The sequence below is a fragment of the Isoptericola sp. b408 genome, from assembly GCF_030588085.1.
GTDB classification, from domain to species: Bacteria; Actinomycetota; Actinomycetes; order Actinomycetales; family Cellulomonadaceae; genus Isoptericola; species Isoptericola sediminis.
This window is the reverse complement of sequence record NZ_JAUQYQ010000005.1, coordinates 167482-185641: the sequence shown is the minus strand read 5'-3', so window position 1 is coordinate 185641 and position 18160 is coordinate 167482. Positions and strand designations below refer to the sequence as shown.

The 18160-nt window shown below is 75.9% G+C and carries 15 protein-coding genes; 2 read left to right on the top strand and 13 right to left on the bottom strand.

Annotation, left to right across the window (positions count from 1 at the left end; all coding sequences use genetic code 11):
* Positions 1–9: 9 nt before the first annotated feature.
* The 11 genes from Q6347_RS14475 to Q6347_RS14425 are packed head-to-tail and all read right to left on the bottom strand — an operon-like array spanning position 10 to position 15261.
* Positions 10–1716: a DUF4157 domain-containing protein gene (locus Q6347_RS14475; RefSeq protein ID WP_304607719.1), complete on the bottom strand. Its 1707-nt coding sequence runs from the start codon at positions 1714–1716 to the stop codon at positions 10–12.
* 5 nt (positions 1717–1721) lie between these two features.
* Complete coding sequence (locus tag Q6347_RS14470) at positions 1722–4709, bottom strand: DUF6519 domain-containing protein (RefSeq protein ID WP_304607718.1); 2988 nt, start codon at positions 4707–4709, stop codon at positions 1722–1724.
* A gap of 1 nt (position 4710) precedes the next feature.
* A complete protein-coding gene (locus tag Q6347_RS14465) occupies positions 4711–6939 on the bottom strand; it encodes a phage tail protein (RefSeq protein ID WP_304607717.1) in 2229 nt (742 codons plus the stop codon).
* Positions 6936–9386: a baseplate J/gp47 family protein gene (locus Q6347_RS14460; RefSeq protein WP_304607716.1), complete on the bottom strand. Its 2451-nt coding sequence runs from the start codon at positions 9384–9386 to the stop codon at positions 6936–6938. The genes Q6347_RS14465 and Q6347_RS14460 overlap by 4 nt, the downstream gene beginning before the upstream one ends.
* Entirely contained in the window at positions 9383–11935 is a 2553-nt protein-coding gene (locus Q6347_RS14455; protein WP_304607715.1) for a hypothetical protein, read from the bottom strand. Before Q6347_RS14455 ends, Q6347_RS14460 begins: the two co-directional genes overlap by 4 nt.
* The gene (locus Q6347_RS14450) at positions 11932–12336 is read right to left on the bottom strand and encodes a GPW/gp25 family protein (RefSeq protein ID WP_304603962.1); all 405 of its coding nucleotides are present in this window, start codon (positions 12334–12336) and stop codon (positions 11932–11934) included. The genes Q6347_RS14455 and Q6347_RS14450 overlap by 4 nt, the downstream gene beginning before the upstream one ends.
* On the bottom strand, positions 12333–12656 hold the full coding sequence (locus tag Q6347_RS14445; RefSeq protein ID WP_304607714.1) for a hypothetical protein: 324 nt from the start codon (positions 12654–12656) through the stop codon (positions 12333–12335). Before Q6347_RS14445 ends, Q6347_RS14450 begins: the two co-directional genes overlap by 4 nt.
* Complete coding sequence (locus tag Q6347_RS14440) at positions 12656–13174, bottom strand: phage baseplate assembly protein V (protein ID WP_304603960.1); 519 nt, start codon at positions 13172–13174, stop codon at positions 12656–12658. The genes Q6347_RS14445 and Q6347_RS14440 overlap by 1 nt, the downstream gene beginning before the upstream one ends.
* Positions 13171–14322 carry a hypothetical protein gene (locus tag Q6347_RS14435; protein WP_304607713.1) on the bottom strand — a complete coding sequence of 384 codons (1152 nt, stop codon included), beginning with the start codon at positions 14320–14322 and terminating at the stop codon, positions 13171–13173. The genes Q6347_RS14440 and Q6347_RS14435 overlap by 4 nt, the downstream gene beginning before the upstream one ends.
* Entirely contained in the window at positions 14319–14615 is a 297-nt protein-coding gene (locus tag Q6347_RS14430; protein WP_304603958.1) for a hypothetical protein, read from the bottom strand. The genes Q6347_RS14435 and Q6347_RS14430 overlap by 4 nt, the downstream gene beginning before the upstream one ends.
* A gap of 1 nt (position 14616) precedes the next feature.
* A complete protein-coding gene (locus Q6347_RS14425; RefSeq protein ID WP_304603957.1) occupies positions 14617–15261 on the bottom strand; it encodes a hypothetical protein in 645 nt (214 codons plus the stop codon).
* Between the two features lie 199 nt (positions 15262–15460).
* On the opposite strand from Q6347_RS14425, the gene Q6347_RS14420 reads away from it, so the two are divergent.
* Entirely contained in the window at positions 15461–16249 is a 789-nt protein-coding gene (locus Q6347_RS14420; RefSeq protein ID WP_304607712.1) for a BTAD domain-containing putative transcriptional regulator, read from the top strand.
* On the opposite strand, the gene Q6347_RS14415 is transcribed toward Q6347_RS14420, so the two are convergent.
* Both Q6347_RS14415 and Q6347_RS14410 read right to left on the bottom strand, forming a co-directional pair.
* On the bottom strand, positions 16229–16603 hold the full coding sequence (locus Q6347_RS14415; RefSeq protein ID WP_304603955.1) for a hypothetical protein: 375 nt from the start codon (positions 16601–16603) through the stop codon (positions 16229–16231). The genes Q6347_RS14420 and Q6347_RS14415 overlap by 21 nt on opposite strands.
* Positions 16604–16606: 3 nt before the next feature.
* The gene (locus Q6347_RS14410) at positions 16607–17575 is read right to left on the bottom strand and encodes a peptidoglycan-binding protein (RefSeq protein ID WP_304607734.1); all 969 of its coding nucleotides are present in this window, start codon (positions 17573–17575) and stop codon (positions 16607–16609) included.
* Positions 17576–17736: 161 nt separating this feature from the next.
* On the opposite strand from Q6347_RS14410, the gene Q6347_RS14405 reads away from it, so the two are divergent.
* Positions 17737–18105: a DUF2200 domain-containing protein gene (locus Q6347_RS14405; RefSeq protein WP_304607711.1), complete on the top strand. Its 369-nt coding sequence runs from the start codon at positions 17737–17739 to the stop codon at positions 18103–18105.
* Positions 18106–18160 lie beyond the last annotated feature (55 nt).

The window sequence follows — 18160 nt, the reverse complement described above, 5'->3', positions numbered from 1 at the left end:
GCTCGTGGCTCATGGCCGCGGGAAGGAACGTCGGAAGTAGGCGAAGATCGACGGCCGCAGCAGCCGCAGCGTGTCGGGCTCGGTGACGTAGAGCGCGAACGACTCGGCGTACAGCTCCTGGTAGTCGGTGTCCGAGTAGCTGGTGCCTCCGCCGCTGAGCGTGGCCGTCGTGCCCTCCGGGGTGGTCCGGCCGCTCGTGTCGCGGCGGACGCCGTCACGCCTGGCCGCGGCACGGAACGCGGGCGTGACGTCGTTCGGAGCCTCGTCGACCCCGTAGTTCCCACCCGCGGCGACGTACCGGCTGCCGGACCTGGAGCGCGTCCGCAGTAGGGCGGTCCGTGCAGCACCGGTCTGACCGGCCGTGTCGAAGGTCGTCCAGGCCCGTTCGAGGACACGCAGGTCGAGGGCGTGGCCGATCTCGTGCAGGACGTCACGCACCGCGCGCGTGTGCTGCCCGATGCGCAGGCTGCTGGACCGGAAGGCGCGGTCGTTCAGCTCGACCGTGTCCGTGCTCTGGTCGTAGTGCCCGCCCTCCGTGCCCGCGGCGGTGCGCACCCGTCGGAACGAGAGGCCGGAGGCACCCGTCAGGGCGGCGGCCGGCAGCAGGGCGATCGCCTGACGGAGCGTGGTGTAGTCGGCATCGCTCCAGGTGTTGGCCAGGCGGAAGGTCGCCGTGCCGACGGCGAACGAGCTGCCGGCGGGCGCTGTCTGCTGCGTGGGCGCCGTGAGCGCCGCGCCGACCTGCTCGATGAGCATGACGCGGGAGCTGCTCGCCGATCGGCCGCTGCCCGTGGTGTGGTCGAAGTAGGTGAAGCGGTAGGTGGTGCGGGCGCCGCCGTGCGCCGTCAGGTCGAGGTCGACCGTGATGCTGGTGTTGACCGGCAGGGCGTTGGTCTGTCCCGCCACCCAGGAGGCGACGCTGCCGAGCCCGGTCTGCAGCGACACCGGGATCCCCGGGCCGAAGCTGTCGGTCGCGCCGACCGACAGGGTCGTGCCGGGCCGGCCGCTGGGCAGGAGAGTGAAGAACTCGGTGATCTGCGCGGGCGGCACGGTGACGTCCGTCGTGCCGATCGTGATCGCACGGCGTTCCGCCGCGGGAACCGCTGCCAACGAGGTGGGCTGACGCCGGATCAGTCGCTGCACGGGGCGCCCTGCGGAGGAGTGCCCCTGCTGTGCCACGTGCGTCAGCTCGTGGGCGAGCAGGTGACGGCCGGCGACCGTGTGCGGGGCGTACGCTCCGCGACCGAAGACGATCTCGCTGCCGGTGGTGTAGGCGCGGGCGTGCAGCGAGTGCGCGGACTCCGCCGCTGCCGCCCCGGTGTGCACCCGGACCTGCGAGAAGTCGCGGGCGAACGACGTCTCCATGAACGAACGCGTGACCGTGTCGAGCGGATCGCCCCCGCCGACCGCCGCTTCCACCCCGGCACCGGCCCGCTCCGGCAGCGCGGGCCCCCGTGCGCCCGGGGCGCTTCCGCTGTCGCGGGGGGAGACCGACGTCGACGGCGTGCGCCCCGCCATGACGTCGTCCGCGGCACGCGCGGCCTGCCGCTCCCCGGCGTCGTCCGGTGCGCTCACCACCGGCGCGTGGAGGTCGACGGCGGAGACGTCGTGCAGTGCGGTGCCTGTCGGCGGCGCGGACGCCGGCACGCGGGCCGGGGCGACCGGCCCGGTGGCCGCGCGCTCGGTCCGGCGTTCGACCTCGGCAGTGCCTCCCACGGACGTCACCCGTCTCCCACGGGTCTTGCGGCCCCCCGCGAGACCCGGACGCGGAGCACGTCGTCCGAGAGCAGCTCCGTGCCCAGCACGGTGTTGCGGCGCACGTCCGGTGCGTCCTCCTCGACCACGTCGAGGGTCACGCCGGCGTCGACGGCCCGCCGCTCCACGAAACCGAGGGTGCGGCCCGGCAGGTCGTCCAGGGGCAGCCGCGTGACGCCCCGTCGCTCCGACAGGCGGGTCAGCAGCCGGCCGGTCTCGGTGCCGAACCGTGTCAGGTCCAGCCGTCCGGACGAGGGGCCGACCGCTTGCGTCCCCTCGTCGCTGAACCAGAACCAGGTCTCGAACCGGCCGCCGGTCACGGCGTCGGTGCTGGGCAGGACCAGCCGGGTCCGGCCCTTGTCGTCCAGGACGGCGTCGGTGTGGCCGTTGAGGTGCGTCCCGTCGTCCTCCCCGAGGACGGCCCATCCGTCGAGCTGGAACCGCAGCAGCAGCGGCACCACCGGCTCGGCCAGCTGGCCGGCCTCCTTGAGCTCGCGCAGCCGTTGGAGCACGTCGGCGAGCACGGCGCTGAGGGGACGGACGGACCACCACACGATGAGCGGCCCGTCGGCGTTGGTCTCGCCCGCGATCTCGACGGTGCGCCGCGCCCACGCCGGCGCACCGAACATCTCCGTCTCGGGCCCGGCGGGCCAGGGCAGGTCCAGCAGGAGGCGTGCCACGGGCTTGCCCTGGACGCTGGCCTGCTGCACCGGTGCGTCCAGCCCCACGGCGATCCCGGACGTCTGGGTGCCGATGTCCGCGAAGCCGTAGGTGTGGTCGTTGACCAGCTCCGTGCCGGTGAAGAACGTGACCTCCTGCACGTGGACACCGCCGACCCGTGACCCGGGCGGGTCGAGCTGTGCCGTGACCCGGACCGTGGCTTCGTCGCTGTCGGGGAGGGCCAGGGACAGCACGTCGCTCGCCGGCGACCCGGGCGCCGCCGAGGAGAACGAGGGCTGCCATGCGAAGGCCGCGACGCCGGCCTTGTCCGTCGTGGCGGTCGCGGACGCCGCCGCACCCGCCGCACCCGAGAGCTTGCCCGGCACCGCACCGTCGCCGGGCACGACGAGCACGAGGGCGCCCTTGCTCGCCGTCGCCGTCACGCGGGCCCCGACGACGGGGCCGCACGGGCTGTCGACCGCCACCCGCACCGCCCGCGGCACGGTGGCCCCGGGCTCAGCCACCTCCTGGCCGTCGCCGCCGAGCAGCCGGAGCGACGGCGTCGTGGCCAGCTGGTCCAACGCCTCCTGCACGGTGCCGGTCGCACCGAATGCCGGGCACGGCGGCGTCCAGGCGACCTCCTTGGCCACGCTGAGCCGGCCGGTGACCACCACGTCCACGCCGACGGCGGCGCCGTGGTCGTCCTCGCGGTGCGCCACGAGGGTCTGCGTCGTGGGCGCACCGGTGCCGGCGAGGAGCGTCCACCAGACCTCGGCCACCCCGTCGGCGTCGGTGCGGACGGTCAGCGGCGTCGTGGCGGGCGTCGGCTCGTCCGGGTCCCGCAGCATGCCGCCGTCGGGCGCCGAGACGTGCACGGGCGCGCCGACGACGGGCAGACCGCCGTTGCGCACCACGAGACGCACGGGCTGCGCCAGCTCGGAACCGGGCAGCGCCTCCTGGCCGTCGCCGCCGACGAGGTCGATCGAGACCATCTCCGTCAGGGCGGGGAACAGGTGGCGGCAGTCGCCCACGAGCGTCCACCCGGCCGAGGTGCGGTCCAGCACCGCCAGCGCGGCGGAGTGCCGCACCGGCCCCAGCGGCGGCAGCGCGACGGAGCCCGCGCCCGACCACGGCCACTCGACGGTGCCGTGCGTGGCCACGACGCCGTAGGCCAGGCGCGAGGTGCGGGCCGGCACCAGCCAGTAGTCCCCGACGGCCGGCTCCCCGCCCGCCGGGAAGGACACCTCGATCCCCGCCTCGAGCGCCGCGTAGGTGGTCTTGACGTCGGTCGGCGGACCCTCCCAGCGTCGGACGAGCGGGGTCCCGCCGACCTCCGCGAGCGAGGCCGGGTGGGAGCCGTCGAGCCAGTCGACGTGCAGCTCGGTGTCGAACTGGTCGGTGACCTGCGCCATCCACCCGGGCAGCCCGCGCACCTGGCGCTGCGGGCTCGTGACCTCGACCCAGTCGTCCTGGCCGATCGACAGCTCGTCGTCGCGTCCGGTGCGGTCGACGGTGAGCTGCGCCAGCGTGCCGTTCAGCGGCGAGTCCTCGAGCTTGTCGAGCCCGGCGACCACGGACCCGTTCTCGCGGGACCACACCCAGCGTGCCGTGCCGCCGACCACGTCGTGGACCTCGACACGGTAGAGCTGGTTCTCCAGACGGGTGAAGCCTCCGCCGGAGGTGATCGAGCAGGGGTCGTCGGTCGCGGCGGCCTGCTGCAGTCGCACCCTCAGCTTGCGCGGGGTCCGCGCGCCGGCGCCCGCCACGTCCGAGCACACCTGGCCCGGCGTGGCGGCGTCGAGCCGCACCTGCCAGACGGTCTGCGTGCGCAGCGCGGTGTCCGGGCCGCCGAGCGCCGACTCCAGCAGCTCGGGCCGCTCGTCGGGGGTGACGAGGCGGTCGAGCACGTCGAGGCGGACGGCCCAGCGCCCGGTCCCGGGTTCGCCGGGTTCGAGGTACGGCTGGTCACCCAGGGGCACCGTCGCCGCCGACTCCACCAGCACGCCGTCGACGTAGTAGCGGCCCCCCGTCACCGCGAGGTCGCCCCACGCGGTGCCCGACGGCGCGAGGCCCGTGGAGTCGTCGACGACCGCGAACGGCCCGGGCCCTCCGTCGTGCGGGGCCGGGCCGCCGTCCGCGCCGACCACGTCCGCGGTGCGCGTCTCGTCGTGGTGAGCCGCGATCGAGGCCTGCTCGTTCCACTCGGCGTCCAGCAGCACGCGGCCCTGCTGCAGCAGCACCGAGCGGTAGCCCTTCGCGGGGTCGAACGTCCAGCGGGTGAGGTCTGCGTGCATGTCAGCTCCCGAAGATCCCGATCTGCATACCCGCCGGCACGTACGGCTCGACGAGACGGCGGGCGGCGTCCGTCCGCAGGGGACGCCGCAGGTGGTGGTGGACGCCCATCTCGGCGCCGCCCTCGCCGCCCCGGCGGATCGCCACCGGTGCGGTCGCGGAGAGGGCGGGGTAGGACGGCGAGGCAGGGTCGAGGGACGCGTAGGCGGGCCCGGGCGCACCGTCCGCGTCCGCGGACGGCACGCACCGGAACCGGCGGGGGGTGCGCGACCCCGGGCCGAGGTAGGAGAACCGCGCGCAGCCGCGCTGACGGTCCTCCACGGTCACGACGCCGTCGCAGATGCTGGAGGTGACGTCGAGCAGGCGGCACCCGACCTCTCCGCGCAGCGTCGAGCCGTCGATCCTCGTGTGCGCGCCGTCGGCCCGGACGGCGGGGCCGGCCGACCCTCCGGCCAGGACGACCAGGCCCGGGTCGACCACGCTGTCCGCGAGCCGCAGCCCCGGCACCGTGCCGACGAGCTCGACGCCGCCGACCATGCTGCGCACGACCGTGACCTGCAGCGCCCGGTTCGCGTCGCCGGCGGTTCCCTCGACGAGCACCCGGCCCGCCACGGTGCACTGGCTCACCGTGAGGGAGGTCAGGTTCCCGGGCCGGACGCGCACGTCACCGAGCACCACCAGCCCGTCCAGCAGCAGCGCGCTGCCCTCCGCGCCGGTCACCAGGACGTCCCCGACGACGCGCGGTCGCAGACCGGTCGGCGCGTAGACGCCCGGGACGGGCGCCGCCACGTCGCCGGACAGCAGGGTGCGCGCCTCCCACGCGGCGGCCACCACGACGAGTCGCGAGTCGGCCGGCACGGCGAGGTCGACGTCGCCGACGTGGTCGGTCGGGTCGGCCACGGAGACGACGCGGGTGCCACCGGGGTGCGACGCCGCGTCCGCGGCCCAGCCGTCCGCGACGGCGGCGACGGCGTCGGCGATGGTGACGACGTCCGGCGCGGCCGGGCCGCCCGGCACGCCGGCCTGGGCGTCGACGCGGTCGCGGCGGTCCTCGACCGCGACGAACGGGTCGCCGTCGAGCGCGTCGTCGTGGGCCGCGGACCGGTCGTACGTCCCCGCACCGACGTCGGCGACGGCCCCCGCGGCGTGGTCCACGTCGAAGACGTGCACGCCGTGCACGGCGGGGTCGTACGGGTCGCCGTCGAGGTACGGCTGGATGCGCCCGGCGACCGGGTCCACCACCACCTGCCAGCCGTCGAGCGCCTGCGTCGGGTCGTCGTCCCCGGTGTCGGCGGTGTCGTCGCCCCGGCGGGCGAGGCCCTCCAGACCGCAGACGCGGAGGCGGACGGGCGGCAGGGCGTCACCGTCGTCGACCCGGACCGTCACGGGCAGGGTCCCCGGGGTGGCCGTGCCCTGCCGCGCGCCCCGCAGCAGGGCGAGGAGCCGTCGCGGGCGCAGCGGGACCGGAAGGTCTGGTTCACCGGCCAGGTGCTCGATCGTGTCCTCGGTCGCCGGCGGGAAGAACCACGGGCACGGGCGGTCGAGCGGGTGGGTGAGGAGGTCCGTGCCGACCGGGTGCGCGCGGGTCCCGGTCACCTCGTACACCTGCGACGGGAACACGAACACGCCGATGTGCGGGATGCCGTAGCGGCCTCGGCCTCCCGTCGGACCGGGGTCCACCCGGCGCACCTCCGCGGTGTGCGCGCGGGTGGTGAGAGCGCCGTGGGCGAGCCCGTCCGCCTCGAGCTCGACGCCGCCGGCGTGCCGCAGGGACGCCAGCGCCGGCCGGTCGGGACGCACGTGGTTGACGTGCGCCGTCGTGGCCAGGAGCCGGTAGAACTCGACGGCCCGTGCGGGCCAGCCGGTGACGTCGCGGACCACCTGCTCCAGCACGGCGACCGTGCCCTTGCGCTGCCGGTAGGCGACGGTGTTGGCGACGACGGCCCGACGGCTCACGCCGGCGCCGCTGCCGGTGCCGAGGTCGCCGGGCAGCGAGTCGAGCCCCACGAGGTCGGCGAGGTAGGGCACCACCCACTCGGGTGCCGTCTCCACGAACCAGGCGTCGTACAGCGCGTCGAGGTCGTCCTCGACCCGGGCGAGCTCGCCCGCGACGGCGCCGAGCAGGGCGCGGACCAGCCCGCCGGTCTCGGCGTCGCGCTCCATGACGTGGGCGGGCAGCAGCGCCGCGAGGTAGTCGGTGCGCTCGTCGCGGCGTGCGTCGTCGACGGTCATGTCCGCACCCCCACGTCGAGCAGGCCGGGCACGAGCCGCAGCGCCCGGGCGGGCCGCACCGTGCGGGTCCCCGTGTCCCAGCGGGCCGGCTCGGCGGTGAGCAGGGCGTCGTCCCCGACCGGTCCCCGGAGCACGGGCATCGTCGCCGAGAGCACCCCGTCCACGGAGGTCGCCGCGACCAGGACCGCGGACGCCGCCAGCGGCGCGCCCAGGTCGAGCCCGCCGAACGTGTCCAGGAGCGCGGCCGTCACGGCGTCGCGGACGGCGTCGCGCTCGTGCCGGGGGTCCACGTCGAGGGTGAGCTTCGCGGCCACGTCGACGACCTCGCCCGCCACGACGGTCCACGGCGTCCGGCGGTCACGGGCGTCCTCCAGCGTGGAGCGCAGGTCCGTGATCAGCGCACCCGACGCCGGACCGCCGTCGGCGGCCAGGACGGACACCACCACCCGGTCCGCCCTCCCGTCCCAGACGAGGTCCGCGCGCGCCCGTCCGACACCCGAGTACGCGCGGGCGAAGTCGGCGTGGTCGGCCACCGAGACCGCCCGGTCGAGCGTCCGGATCCGCTGCGGGGCGTTGACCCGCGCCTGCCCGAGGTCCTCCGGGCCCGCCCAGTCGCGCGCGGGGGCGAGGTTGGCGACCGTGCCGATGCCGCGGGGACGCCGGACCGGCAGCGAGACCTGACCCGTCCCGGCCGCGCCGTCGGGACCGATCCCGACGCGGTAGACGGCACGCACGTTCTCCGTGCCGGAGGGCAGCCGTGCCCCGTGGGCGCCGTCCCCGAACGTCACCGTGCCGAGTCCCTCCGCGTCCAGCCGCAGCACGTAGACCTGGTCGTGCGGACCCGCGTCGAGCAGGGACGGGACCTCGCGCCAGGCGACGTCCTCCACGAGGACGGTGAGGTCGGCCACCGCCCCGTCCGCCGCCGTCGTCGAGCGGACGTGGGTCAGCGGCCCGCGACGCAGGCGGAACCGGGGGAACGCGACGCGGCCGTCGCCGCTGCCGAGCACCTGGTGCACGGTCTCGCCGTGGGTGGCGGGGACGAGGTTGGCCCGCACCACCACGGTCCCGGCGTCGTAGGCCTGGGTCAGGGCGGGGTCGAGGACGAGCCGCTGCCCGCCGCCCGGGAGCGCCGTGGAGGCGACGACGACGGCGGTCTCCACGCCCGGGGCTCCGGTGGTGGTCCGGCCGGTGACGGCGACCAGCCGTCCCGCCGGCAGCGGCGGCGTGGTGCCCGCGACGTCCAGCACCGTCGCGGAGCTCCCGGGTGCGGCGCCGACGGGGTCGAACCGCGGCATGACGGCCGCCGACAGGGGCCGGGAGACCGCGTGGACGACGGTCTGCCGACGGTCGAAGCCCGCCAGGTTCTCGTCGATGTCGAGCCGCAGCCGGGTGATCCGCCCCGACAGGCCGAAACGCTTGTCCCCGTCGGGGGTGGCGTCCTCCACCCGGTAGGCCTCGGTGAGCCCTGGCTGCTCCAGCACCAGCCAGGACCCGGGCACGACGTCCGGGTGGTCGCCGGCGAGCTCCACGAGCCGCGGGCCCACGGAGTTCGCCGCGAGACCGGACCAGTCGTCGCCGGACGGTACCCGGGGCGGCCGGAAGTCCGCGCTGAACATCTGCGGGTCGGGCGCGTCGTGACCGAACAGGGCGAGACGGCGTGCCAGGCGGAAGACCTGCACGTCGTCCTCGGCGACGAGCGGGGTGGAGGCGCGGAAACCGATCCGGCGGTCGAGCCGGATCCTCGTCCAGCCGGGGTGGGCGGCGGGTGCCACCTCGACGGCGGTCACCCGGCGCAGGTCCCACCGCTCGGTGTCCGGGCCGTGCGGGTCTCCCGGTCCGACGCCCGCGCGCTCGGCCCCGACGACCAGCAGGCGGTCGTCCACCTGGACGCCGGGGGTCAGGGTGGGCAGCCAGACGTCGGTCACGCTCCAGCCCAGCGGCTGGGGGACCGTGGCGAGCGCGGGCACCGCGTTCCACGCGGCGACCGCCTCGAGCTCGGCCGAGGTCTCGAAGACCTGCGGCAGGGCGTCCGGGGCCGGGATCGTCCGCACCGGAGAGCCCGCCGGGACGTGCACCGTGGCCGGTGCCCCCGGCGCCTCCTCGACGTCGAGCGCGAGCTCGGTCCGGGCGGCGACGCCGGGCCGCGTCTCGTAGCCGATGGTGCGGGCCAGCTCGCGCACCGAGAGCCCCTCGGTGGCGGTGCGCAGGAACCCTTCCTGCGCGATGCGCTCGGTGTAGAACGACACGACGTCGGTGACGACGGCCCACGCGTCCAGGAGCACGGCCGCCGGGTCGTCCGCGCCCGGTGCGGGCAGGGTCCGGCGCATCCGTCGCAGGGCCGCGCCGTGCGGGGCGACACGCCAGCGCAGGGCGCTGAGCCCCGGCGCGTTGGTGACCGGCTCCTCGTCCCCGCAGCAGCAGCCCGGGCCCTGGCAGTCGCACGTCATGACCCACCTCCCAGGTGGACCACGACGCGCCCGGCCTCCGGCTCGTTGACGTCGCTGTCGCAGCGCAGGAGCTCGCGGGGCTGCATCACGATCACGCCGGCGGCCAGGTCGGCGGCCGCCTGCGCCCGGGTGGCACCGGCACGGGTGAACCGGTCCGGCTCGACCCACGCCACCCCGTCGACCGCCGTGGCGGTGGCGACGACGTCCGACAGCCGCAGGGGGTCGCCGAAGGTGAAGCGGTCGGGGTGGAAGAAACCGCGCCGTCCGTCGGTCCCCACCCCCGACGAGAACACCTCGCGCAGCCGCTGCTCGACGTCCTCGCGCGGATAGCCGGGCCGGACGCAGCCGGTGAGCACGAGGTCGAGCGGCACGTGCACCGGTCGCTCGAGCTCGACGTCCACGCCCGCCGTCCGGCGCACCTCGAGCTCGGCCGTCACCGCCGCGCGCAGGGACTCGTCGTCGGCGCCCGCCAGGGGGTCGAGCGTGACCTCCTGGGCGTACCACGAACCGGTCCACCGGCGTCGCGAGACCGCCCGCTGCGTGCCGGGGTCGAGCTCGGCGACCACGGCGTAGTCGCGCGAGGTGACCGCCCGGCGCTGGGTCCGGAAGGCCGCCGGCGCGAGCTGGCGCACCTGCTCGAGCGACTCCGGGGCCGCCCCGCCCGAGGACGGCAGCGGGTTCCACACCACGGGCGGGGGACCGGTGAGCACCGCGTCGGGGCGCGCCGCGGGCAGCACCCTGACCAGGCGCCCGGCGCCGACCCGCCCCTCCGGGCCGCCCCCGATCCGGTAGGTGGCGCGCAGCTCGCTGCCGGGCGTCGGACGGCGACCGTTCAGCCCGTCGCCGAACCGCAGCCGGGAGACGCCACCGGGCTCCGGCTCGACCACGACGTGCGCCGCGAGCCGCCCGCTGCCCACCAGGTCCGGCCGGGGGATCCACTCGCGGCGCCCGTCCCACAGCGACATCGCCGCGCCCGCACGGGTCGGGTCGGGGGAGAGCAGGGCGCTCGCGGAGGCGGCCTCGGGCAGCCGCGGGTCCACCGGGGCGAGCCCCGGTCTGCGCAGGCGCGGGCGGTACGCGCGGGACGCCGGCACGGACGGGGGGACGAGCGGCTCGCCCACGACCGTCGTGCCGTGGTCCGCCACGACGACGTTCGCGAGCGCGACCGCCCGCACGGCGGCGGGATCCCCGGCGCGGACCTGGAGCGGGCCGCGCAGCGCGTCGTCCCGGGACCAGACGAGCTGCCACACCGCGACGCCGTGGAGCTCGTCCTCGAACCGTTCGGCGTCGCGCACGAGCCGCACCGCGTAACGCCGGTCCGGCGGCCCGGCGCCGGGCGTCCCGTCGGCGGGCTGCTCGGCCAGCACCAGGAGGTCACCGCGCCGCAGCCGGGGATCCTCGGTGAGGCCGGTCGCCACGAACGCCGCGGTGGTCCCGGCCGGCAGGCGGTGGTCGGATCCGCCCCACGCGTACAGCGGCAGCGCGTCGCGGACGGCCCGCACGGTGAGGCGCGTCATCGTCTCGTACACGGTGGCGCCCTGGTCCGCCGCGTCGAGCGGCGACCCGGCCTCGACGCGGCCCGGCAGGTCCGTGACGGGAGTGCCGGCAGGGACCTCGACGACGTCCTGGCCGGAGGGGGTCGTGAAGGCCAGCAGGGCACGTGCCGAGCATCCCTCGTGCACCGTGTAGCCGAGGAGGCGGGCGTGCCGTCGCACGGAGGTGCGGCGCCGTGCCGTGCCGAGGTACGCCTCGACGGCGACGGCGTCCTGCCAGGCGGCCAGGCGGTCGCCGACAGCGGCGAACAGCTCGACCAGCATGACGGCGGGGTCCGCGGGCCCGTCGTCCGTCCACCCCGGCAGCAGGGTCGCGACCCGGTCCAGCAGCCGCGTGCGCAGGCCCTCGTAGTCACGGGCGAGGTAGTCCCCGGGCAGCAGGTCCTCGTCCGTCGGTGCGCCGGGGGTCCCGGGCGCGCAGTCGAGGTCCGTGGGGCAGTCCACGGTGAAGGTGAACGGCGCGGTGGCCAGCGCGACGTCGAACCCCGGGGGAGGGGCGGAGCCCGCGGCGTCGGCGGAGTCCACGAGCCGCAGCGTGTACGTCGACCAGTCGCCCGGGGACGAGGTGCGCACGACGAACGCGCGCGCACGGGCCTCCGTGTCGGGCTGGCCGGCCGGGTCCCGGAGCGCCCGGTCGACGAGCTCGCGGTCACCGGCGCCGACGTGCGGCAGCGCCGGGTCCGGAAGAGGCACGGTCGGGTCGAGGACCCGTTCGGCCGGGTAGGCCCACTCGACGGCGACCGGGTTGAGGGCCGGGTCGGAACGCACCCCGCCGAGCACCTCGACGCGGTCGGCGCCCCAGTCGGCGGGGACGGGGCCGTTGACCAGGTGCACCAGCAGGGTGCGCTGCTGGGGGGCCGACGGCACGTACCCGGCCGACCCCCGGTGGTTGGAGAGCACCTCGACGAAGTCGACGCCGTCGAGGCCCGGCACCCCGCGCACCTGCGCACGGCGCGACTCCTGGTCGACCGCGGCGAGGAACCCCCCGGCGCTCACGGGGCGCCTCCCGAGACGGTGACGGTGCGGCGCTCCTCGGGTGCCGTGGCGGACAGCGGGAGGTACTCCACGACCACCTCGAGCCGCGAGTCGACGGACGTCACCCGGACCTCCTCGACCTGCAGGAGATCACCGAGCCAACGCTGGAGGGCGCCGTGCACCAGGGCCTGGGTGGAGTGGGCGAGTGCGTCGTCGGTCGGGGCGAACACCAGTCGGCCGACGCCGCTGCCGAAGTCCGGCCGGTTGACGCGTTCGCCCGGCGCCGTGAACAGCACCTGCTCGACGAGCCCGCGGACGTACTCGGCGTCGTCGGCCATGGCCGTGCGGCCCCGGCCGTCGAGCCGCAGCGGGAACGCGAGGTGCCTGGGGGCCCACGCGCGGCGGGGCACGTCGTCGGTCACGTCGCACGCACCCGCGGCTGGGTCTGGCGCACGATCAGGGGTGTGCCCGTGGGCACGCACTGCCCGGGCGCATGCTGGAGGGCGAGCGGCTGCCCGGTCGACGTCACGCGGACGCTCCCCGTGGTGAACGTCCCCGTCACGCACGGGCCGTTGCCGGCGCTGGGCGGAGGGAACGTGCAGCCGGCCACCGTCCAGGGCGAGGACAGGAGCACGGCCGGGGTCCCACCGAGGCGCACCCGTGCCGCCGGCACGACGGCCGTGGCCGCGCCCTGGTGCGCGCACGCGACGGAGGAGGCGGTGGTGAGGAGGAACCCGGGCATCAGGTCACCTCCAGCGCACCGTCGTTGATCGACACGGAAGCGGCGGTGAGCGCGATCTTGCTGGCCCCGACGGAGATCTCGACCCCCGACGCGGTGGCCTCCACGGCGATCGGGACCGCGACCGCCGGCGGGTCGACGCTGATCCGCACGCCCCCGGCCCCCGGCACGTCGCTGACCTCGACGGTCACCGCCTCGGTCCGCAGCACCTTGAGCTGGGGGACCGCCGGGCTCGCCGGCACCTCCCCGAGGCCCCAGAAGCAGCCGGCGAGGATCGGCTGGTCGGGGTCGCCCGCCTCGAACTCGACCCACACGCGCGCCCCGCGGGGCGGGACGAGGAAGAGCCCGACCTGGTCTCCGGCGTACGGCGTGCAGGGCATCGCCCAGCTCAGCGTGCCCTCGCCGAGGACCGCCGGCACCGAGACCTGGACGCGTCCGAGCTGCATCGGGTCGAGGTCGTTCTCGACCGTGCCGCGGTACTTGCCGTAGAACCGGCGGGGCTCGCCGGACGGTTCGCTCATCGCACCCTCACCACCGGCACCGTCGAGCCGAGCCCGTCGCGGGTCAGCGAGAAGTCGGCCGTCCATGCGCCCGGCCGCACCTGGTGCACGACCCGGCGCACGTACCAGAGCCCGTCGTGCGACCAGCCGGCGCCGCGCAGCCCGACGAGGGCACGCGGCCGCAGCACGTCTCCGTACACCGCCCCGTCGAGCGTGCCGTCGCACGTCACGGCGTCGGCGGCGCGATCGGTGGTCGCCTGCGCGCGGGCGAAGGCCGTCACGGCGCCCACGCCGGAGTCGCGGAACTGGCGGACGCGCACGTCGCCGGCGTGGGTCGCCCAGGTCGGCATGGCCGTCTGCGGGACGCGCAGCGGCGCCACGGTCCGCACGGGGAGGGTGACGCCGGTGCGCCGGTCCATGACCCGCCCCTCCTGGACCTCGGGCGTCAGGGCGTCCTCCCGGAAGCGGAGCGCGCCGATGACGTTGGTCGCGGGCCCGCAGTCGACCGCGAGCGCCGGTTGCGGCAGTCCCTCGCGGACCGGCGGGCCCCAGTACAGGGTCGAGAGACCGGGGAACGGGCCCGGCACCATGCAGCACACGTACCCGTGGCGCCGGGCGAGGAGCTGCAGGTGGGACCAGTCGGTGCCCTGCTGCGTGGGGGTGCGCTCGATCGGCAGCGGCGGGTCGAGGTCGGCCGGCGGGACGACGAGCGGGGCGACGCCGTGCACCGCGTACCCGGCGGCGATCGCCAGGGCCTGGAGGGAGTCCTCGAGGGCGACGTGCTCGGCCGAGCGCTCCCGGCGGTCCAGCAGCACCGACAGGTCGTGACCCGTGACCCGCAGCTCCGCGGCCGACGCGGTGCTCCCTGGCGTGAGCTCGGTCTCGGTGACGATGCCGTCGGCGAGGACGTGCGGGACGACGCCGGTGGTCAGCACCACGACCACGCGCGAGCCGGGACGCAGCGGCGACGTCGGCCCCAGGACGGGGGTGTCGAGGGCGCCGAGGGGGCCGGAGCGCCCGGCGTCGAGGACGACGGTGAAGGCGGACCGGTCGTGGTCGGACTCGGTGACCGTCACCGACACCACCCGCGCGGTCAGGTCCGGCGGCAGGGGCACCGGCACGGTGGCGCCGGCGAGGAGGGTGACGTGGCAGCCGAGGTCGCCGGTCATCGCGCCGTCCCCGGGAGCGGCACGACGATGCGGGTGCCCGCGGCCTCGGCGTCGACCAGGGAGTCCGGGTCGAGCGCGGTGTTGGCGTCGCAGAGCCGCCAGAAGCCGAGCGGGTCGCCGGTGAGCCGGGCGCTGAGCAGGTCGAGGCGGTCCCCGGGGACGACCGTGTGCCGGGCCGGCGACGGCGGTGCCTCGGGAGGGAAACGTCGCCGCAGGTAGCGCACCTGTCGACGGCTCCCGTCGTCGGCGACGACCTCCAGGGTCGTGGTGGGCACGTCGGCGTACCGGGACATCTCAGGCACCCCCGGCCAGGGCCGCGACCCCGTGGGCCCCGCCGAGCGTCGCCAGCGCCTCCTTGGCCACCTGGTGGGCGAGGAACACGGCGAACCCCGGGTCGGTCGGGGCGAGGTCGTCGTAGGTGAGGACGTCCAGCGTGAGCTCCGCGGTCGCGCGGGTGGGCAGGAGGGTCGTGGGGTCGAACGTCTCCTCGGTCACGTCGAGCTCCTGGACGGTGACCGGGACGACGAGCCCGGGGCCCCAGGCGAGCACGGCGAGCCGCGCTCGCGGGGGCACGACCTCGATCGTGCCGGCGGCGAGCAGCGCGACGTTCGCCACGACCGACGCCACCGCCGGGTACAGGAGCATCTCCAGCACGGCGAGCCCGGCCGCGACCCCGGAGGGGCTCGACGCCGGGTTCCCGACCTCCATCTCGTCCGCGGCGTCCAGCTCGATGCGCAGGGAGATCCGCTGGGTGGGGGCACCCCAGATCCGGTCACGGTCCGAGGAGCCCGTCCTGCCCTCGGGGGTCCGACGGCGCAGCGTCCGGCGCACCTGGTCGGGGTTGTACTGGAACACGGCCACGCGGGAGAGCGCACCGAGCGGTTCGACGGCCACGACGGCGCCGGGGACCGTGCGGGGGCTGCCCGGGAAGGTGCTCATGGGGCCGATCCTGCGCGGTGCGACGTCACCGCCCCATCACCCCGCCGTCACGGCGGACGCGGGCGGGGTGAAATGGAGGTCCGCGCCGGTGAGCGGGAGGGACGTTCGTATCATGGACGGAGGGCACCGGCTCCTCCTTGGTGTCGTGGACGTTCGCCGGCGGCCCCACGGGCCGCCTACCCGCCCCCGGGGGTGACGCGTGTCGCAGCAGAAGAGGACCCGCTCGCCGTCGCGCCCTGCCCCCGTCGTCGCGATCAGCCTGCTCGGCCCGTTCGGCATCGACGTCGACGGGGAACCCGTCTCGCTCCCCGTGGGAGCGCAGCGCCTGGTCGCCATGCTGGCCCTGCGCGGCCGGCTGGGTCGCAGCCGGCTGGCGGGGATGCTCTGGCCGGACACCCAGGAGCAACGGGCCCTCGCGAGCCTGCGCACGGGGATCTGGCGCGTCAATCAGGCGGCGCCTGGCCTCGTGGCCGCCGCCCACGGCGTGGTCGAGCTCGGGCTGGGTCCGGACGTCGACGTCGACCGGCTCATCGCGGCGTCGCGCACCCTGCTGGGAGATCCGGACGCGCGGGTGCAGGCCGACGAGGGCGCGCCCGAGCTGGGCGGCGACGAGCTCCTGCCCGACTGGGACGACCCGTGGCTCGAGACCGAGCGGGAGCGGCTGCACCAGCTGCGGCTGCACGTCCTGGAGGCCACGGCGGCGCGGCTGGCCGCGGCCGGGAGGTTCGGCCTCGCGCTGGAGGCGGCACTCGCCGCCCTGCGTGCCGACGAGCTGCGCGAGAGCGCGCACCGCACGGTGATCTCGATCCACCTGGCCGAGGGCAACGTGGGCGAGGCCTGCCGGGCGTACGACGCCTGCTGCACGACGTTGCGCACCGAGCTCGGCATCGAACCGTCGCCCACCGTGTCGGGACTGCTGGGCGCCGTCGCGGCCCCGCCCCAAGGCGCGCAACCGTCGCCCCGACGGCTATCCGTCCCCGGGCGTTGAGCCCCGCAGCTCCTCCGGGCTCGGGTCACCCAGATCCTCAGGGGTCGGCTCGTCGTCCACCGGCCCGGCGGCCATGACGAGCGCCTCGTTCTCGGCCTCGTAGTCCGGGGTGGGTTCCACGACGTCCCGCGCCGGTCGCAGCACGCCGACGTCGCCGAGGGCGAGGCCGAAGGCCGGGTGGACGCGTTCGGCCAGCACCGTCACCAGGACGGCGTAGGCGCCTGCGGCGACCGCGGTGGCGACGACGTCGGGTCCCGCGTCGTCGGCGTCCCGGCGGACGAGCCGGGCGATCGTGCCTCCGGCCAGCGCGGCGGTCGTGGTGCGCAGGGCGAGGTGGGACAGGTCCGGGATCATGGGTCAACCCTTCGCGATGAGCGCGGCGACGGTCTTCGGCCCGATGACGGCGTCGGCCTCGACCCCCAGCCACCGTTGGATCTGCTTCCACCGGCTCGCGAACACCGACCCCGCGACGCCGTCGACGGCGGACCCGCGCAACCCGCCGATGCGCTGGGCGATCTGGACGGCGCTGCCCCGGCTCCCGGTCCGGACGCCGCTGGTGGCGGTGTACCAGGTCTTCGGCCCGACGACGCCGTCCGGCTCGAGGCCGTGGCGCTTCTGCCACTGCGTGGTCGCGTCGTGGAGGGTCCCGTCGAACGCCGTGCCGGTGCCGGGGTCGGAGCCCTTCTCCGCCGTGAGGAACTCCCGCCACAGCGCGACCCAGGCACGCTGCCTGCTGCGACGCTTGATCGTCGGCGGTCGCGTCGGCTTGCGTCGGGGAGCCTTCTTGGCGCGGGGCTTGCCGCCGCCCTTCGCGCGGTCGGCGGCCGGGTCGTAGACGAGGTGCCAGGGCTCGCTGACCCGGCGCCCCTCGGTCTCGGTCCACCCGTAGGTCTTGAGGATCGGGTAGGCCTTGACCCGCCGGGCGTTGCCGAACTCGCCGACGCCACCGAAGTCGTTGACGTCGACCGCCAGCCCCCAGCCGTGGTTGGAGAACCCGGGGACGGCGGCGGCTGCACCCGACACGCGCCCGTACTTCACGCCCCGGTAGAACCGGTAGTCGCGGAACGGGCTGCTGGCACCGCGGCGGTAGCGCTGGAAGAAGAAGAGCTCCTGCTCCGCCCGCGAGCGGTTCCATCCGCGGACCGTCAGGTCGAGGCCGGTCTCGGACCGGACCTGCCGGATCGCGCGGTTCCACGAGCGCGCCGCATCCTTGCGCAGGTACGCGCGGGAGCGCCCCGAGGTGCCGTGCACGCCCCGCGGGGAGAGCTCGCTCAGCACCGCGGACGGCAGGTCGCCGTTGCTGAAGGTCCTGCCTCCGAATCGCATGGTCGTCACGATGTCGCCCCTCGACTCGCTCCACGGCGCGACCGGTCGGTCCGCCCTCCCGCCGATGCTCGTCGGGGCTCGTCACCGCCGTGTCACGCGCATGTCACGCCCGCCGTGCGACGATGACGTCGACCGGCCGGACGGCGACCAGGAGGCGGACGATGGCGGGCCACCGCATCTTCAGCACGAGCTTCGCGAGCATCTATCCGCACTACGTGGCCAAGGTCGAGCGCAAGGGGCACACCGTCGACGAGCTCCACCAGGTCATCACCTGGCTGACCGGCTACGACGAGGCCGGGCTGCAGCGGGTGCTGGACGACGAGGTCGACATGGCCACGTTCTTCGAGCGGGCGCCGCGGATGAACCCGCACGCCTCGCTCATCACGGGCGTGATCTGCGGGCACCGCGTCGAGGAGATCGAGGACCCCCTGATGCAGCGGATCCGGTACCTCGACAAGCTCGTCGACGAGGTGGCTCGCGGCAAGAAGATGTCGTCCATCCTGCGTCAGCCCACGGCGACGGCACCCTGAGCGGCCCCGCGACGTCCGACCCATCCGGCCCGAGGCGGAGATGGGTCGTTCGTCC

What these genes read in the sequence shown, in the direction of transcription:
- Q6347_RS14470 (WP_304607718.1), bottom strand. Translation starts at nt 4,709, where the DNA reads ATGCACGCAGACCTCACCCGCTGGACGTTCGACCCCGCGAAGGGCTAC.
- Q6347_RS14465 (WP_304607717.1), bottom strand. Translation starts at nt 6,939, where the DNA reads ATGACCGTCGACGACGCACGCCGCGACGAGCGCACCGACTACCTCGCG.
- Q6347_RS14460 (WP_304607716.1), bottom strand. Translation starts at nt 9,386, where the DNA reads ATGACGTGCGACTGCCAGGGCCCGGGCTGCTGCTGCGGGGACGAGGAG.
- Q6347_RS14445 (WP_304607714.1), bottom strand. Translation starts at nt 12,656, where the DNA reads ATGCCCGGGTTCCTCCTCACCACCGCCTCCTCCGTCGCGTGCGCGCAC.
- Q6347_RS14440 (WP_304603960.1), bottom strand. Translation starts at nt 13,174, where the DNA reads ATGAGCGAACCGTCCGGCGAGCCCCGCCGGTTCTACGGCAAGTACCGC.
- Q6347_RS14435 (WP_304607713.1), bottom strand. Translation starts at nt 14,322, where the DNA reads ATGACCGGCGACCTCGGCTGCCACGTCACCCTCCTCGCCGGCGCCACC.
- Q6347_RS14430 (WP_304603958.1), bottom strand. Translation starts at nt 14,615, where the DNA reads ATGTCCCGGTACGCCGACGTGCCCACCACGACCCTGGAGGTCGTCGCC.
- Q6347_RS14425 (WP_304603957.1), bottom strand. Translation starts at nt 15,261, where the DNA reads ATGAGCACCTTCCCGGGCAGCCCCCGCACGGTCCCCGGCGCCGTCGTG.
- Q6347_RS14415 (WP_304603955.1), bottom strand. Translation starts at nt 16,603, where the DNA reads ATGATCCCGGACCTGTCCCACCTCGCCCTGCGCACCACGACCGCCGCG.
- Q6347_RS14410 (WP_304607734.1), bottom strand. Translation starts at nt 17,575, where the DNA reads ATGCGATTCGGAGGCAGGACCTTCAGCAACGGCGACCTGCCGTCCGCG.
- Q6347_RS14405 (WP_304607711.1), top strand. Translation starts at nt 17,737, where the DNA reads ATGGCGGGCCACCGCATCTTCAGCACGAGCTTCGCGAGCATCTATCCG.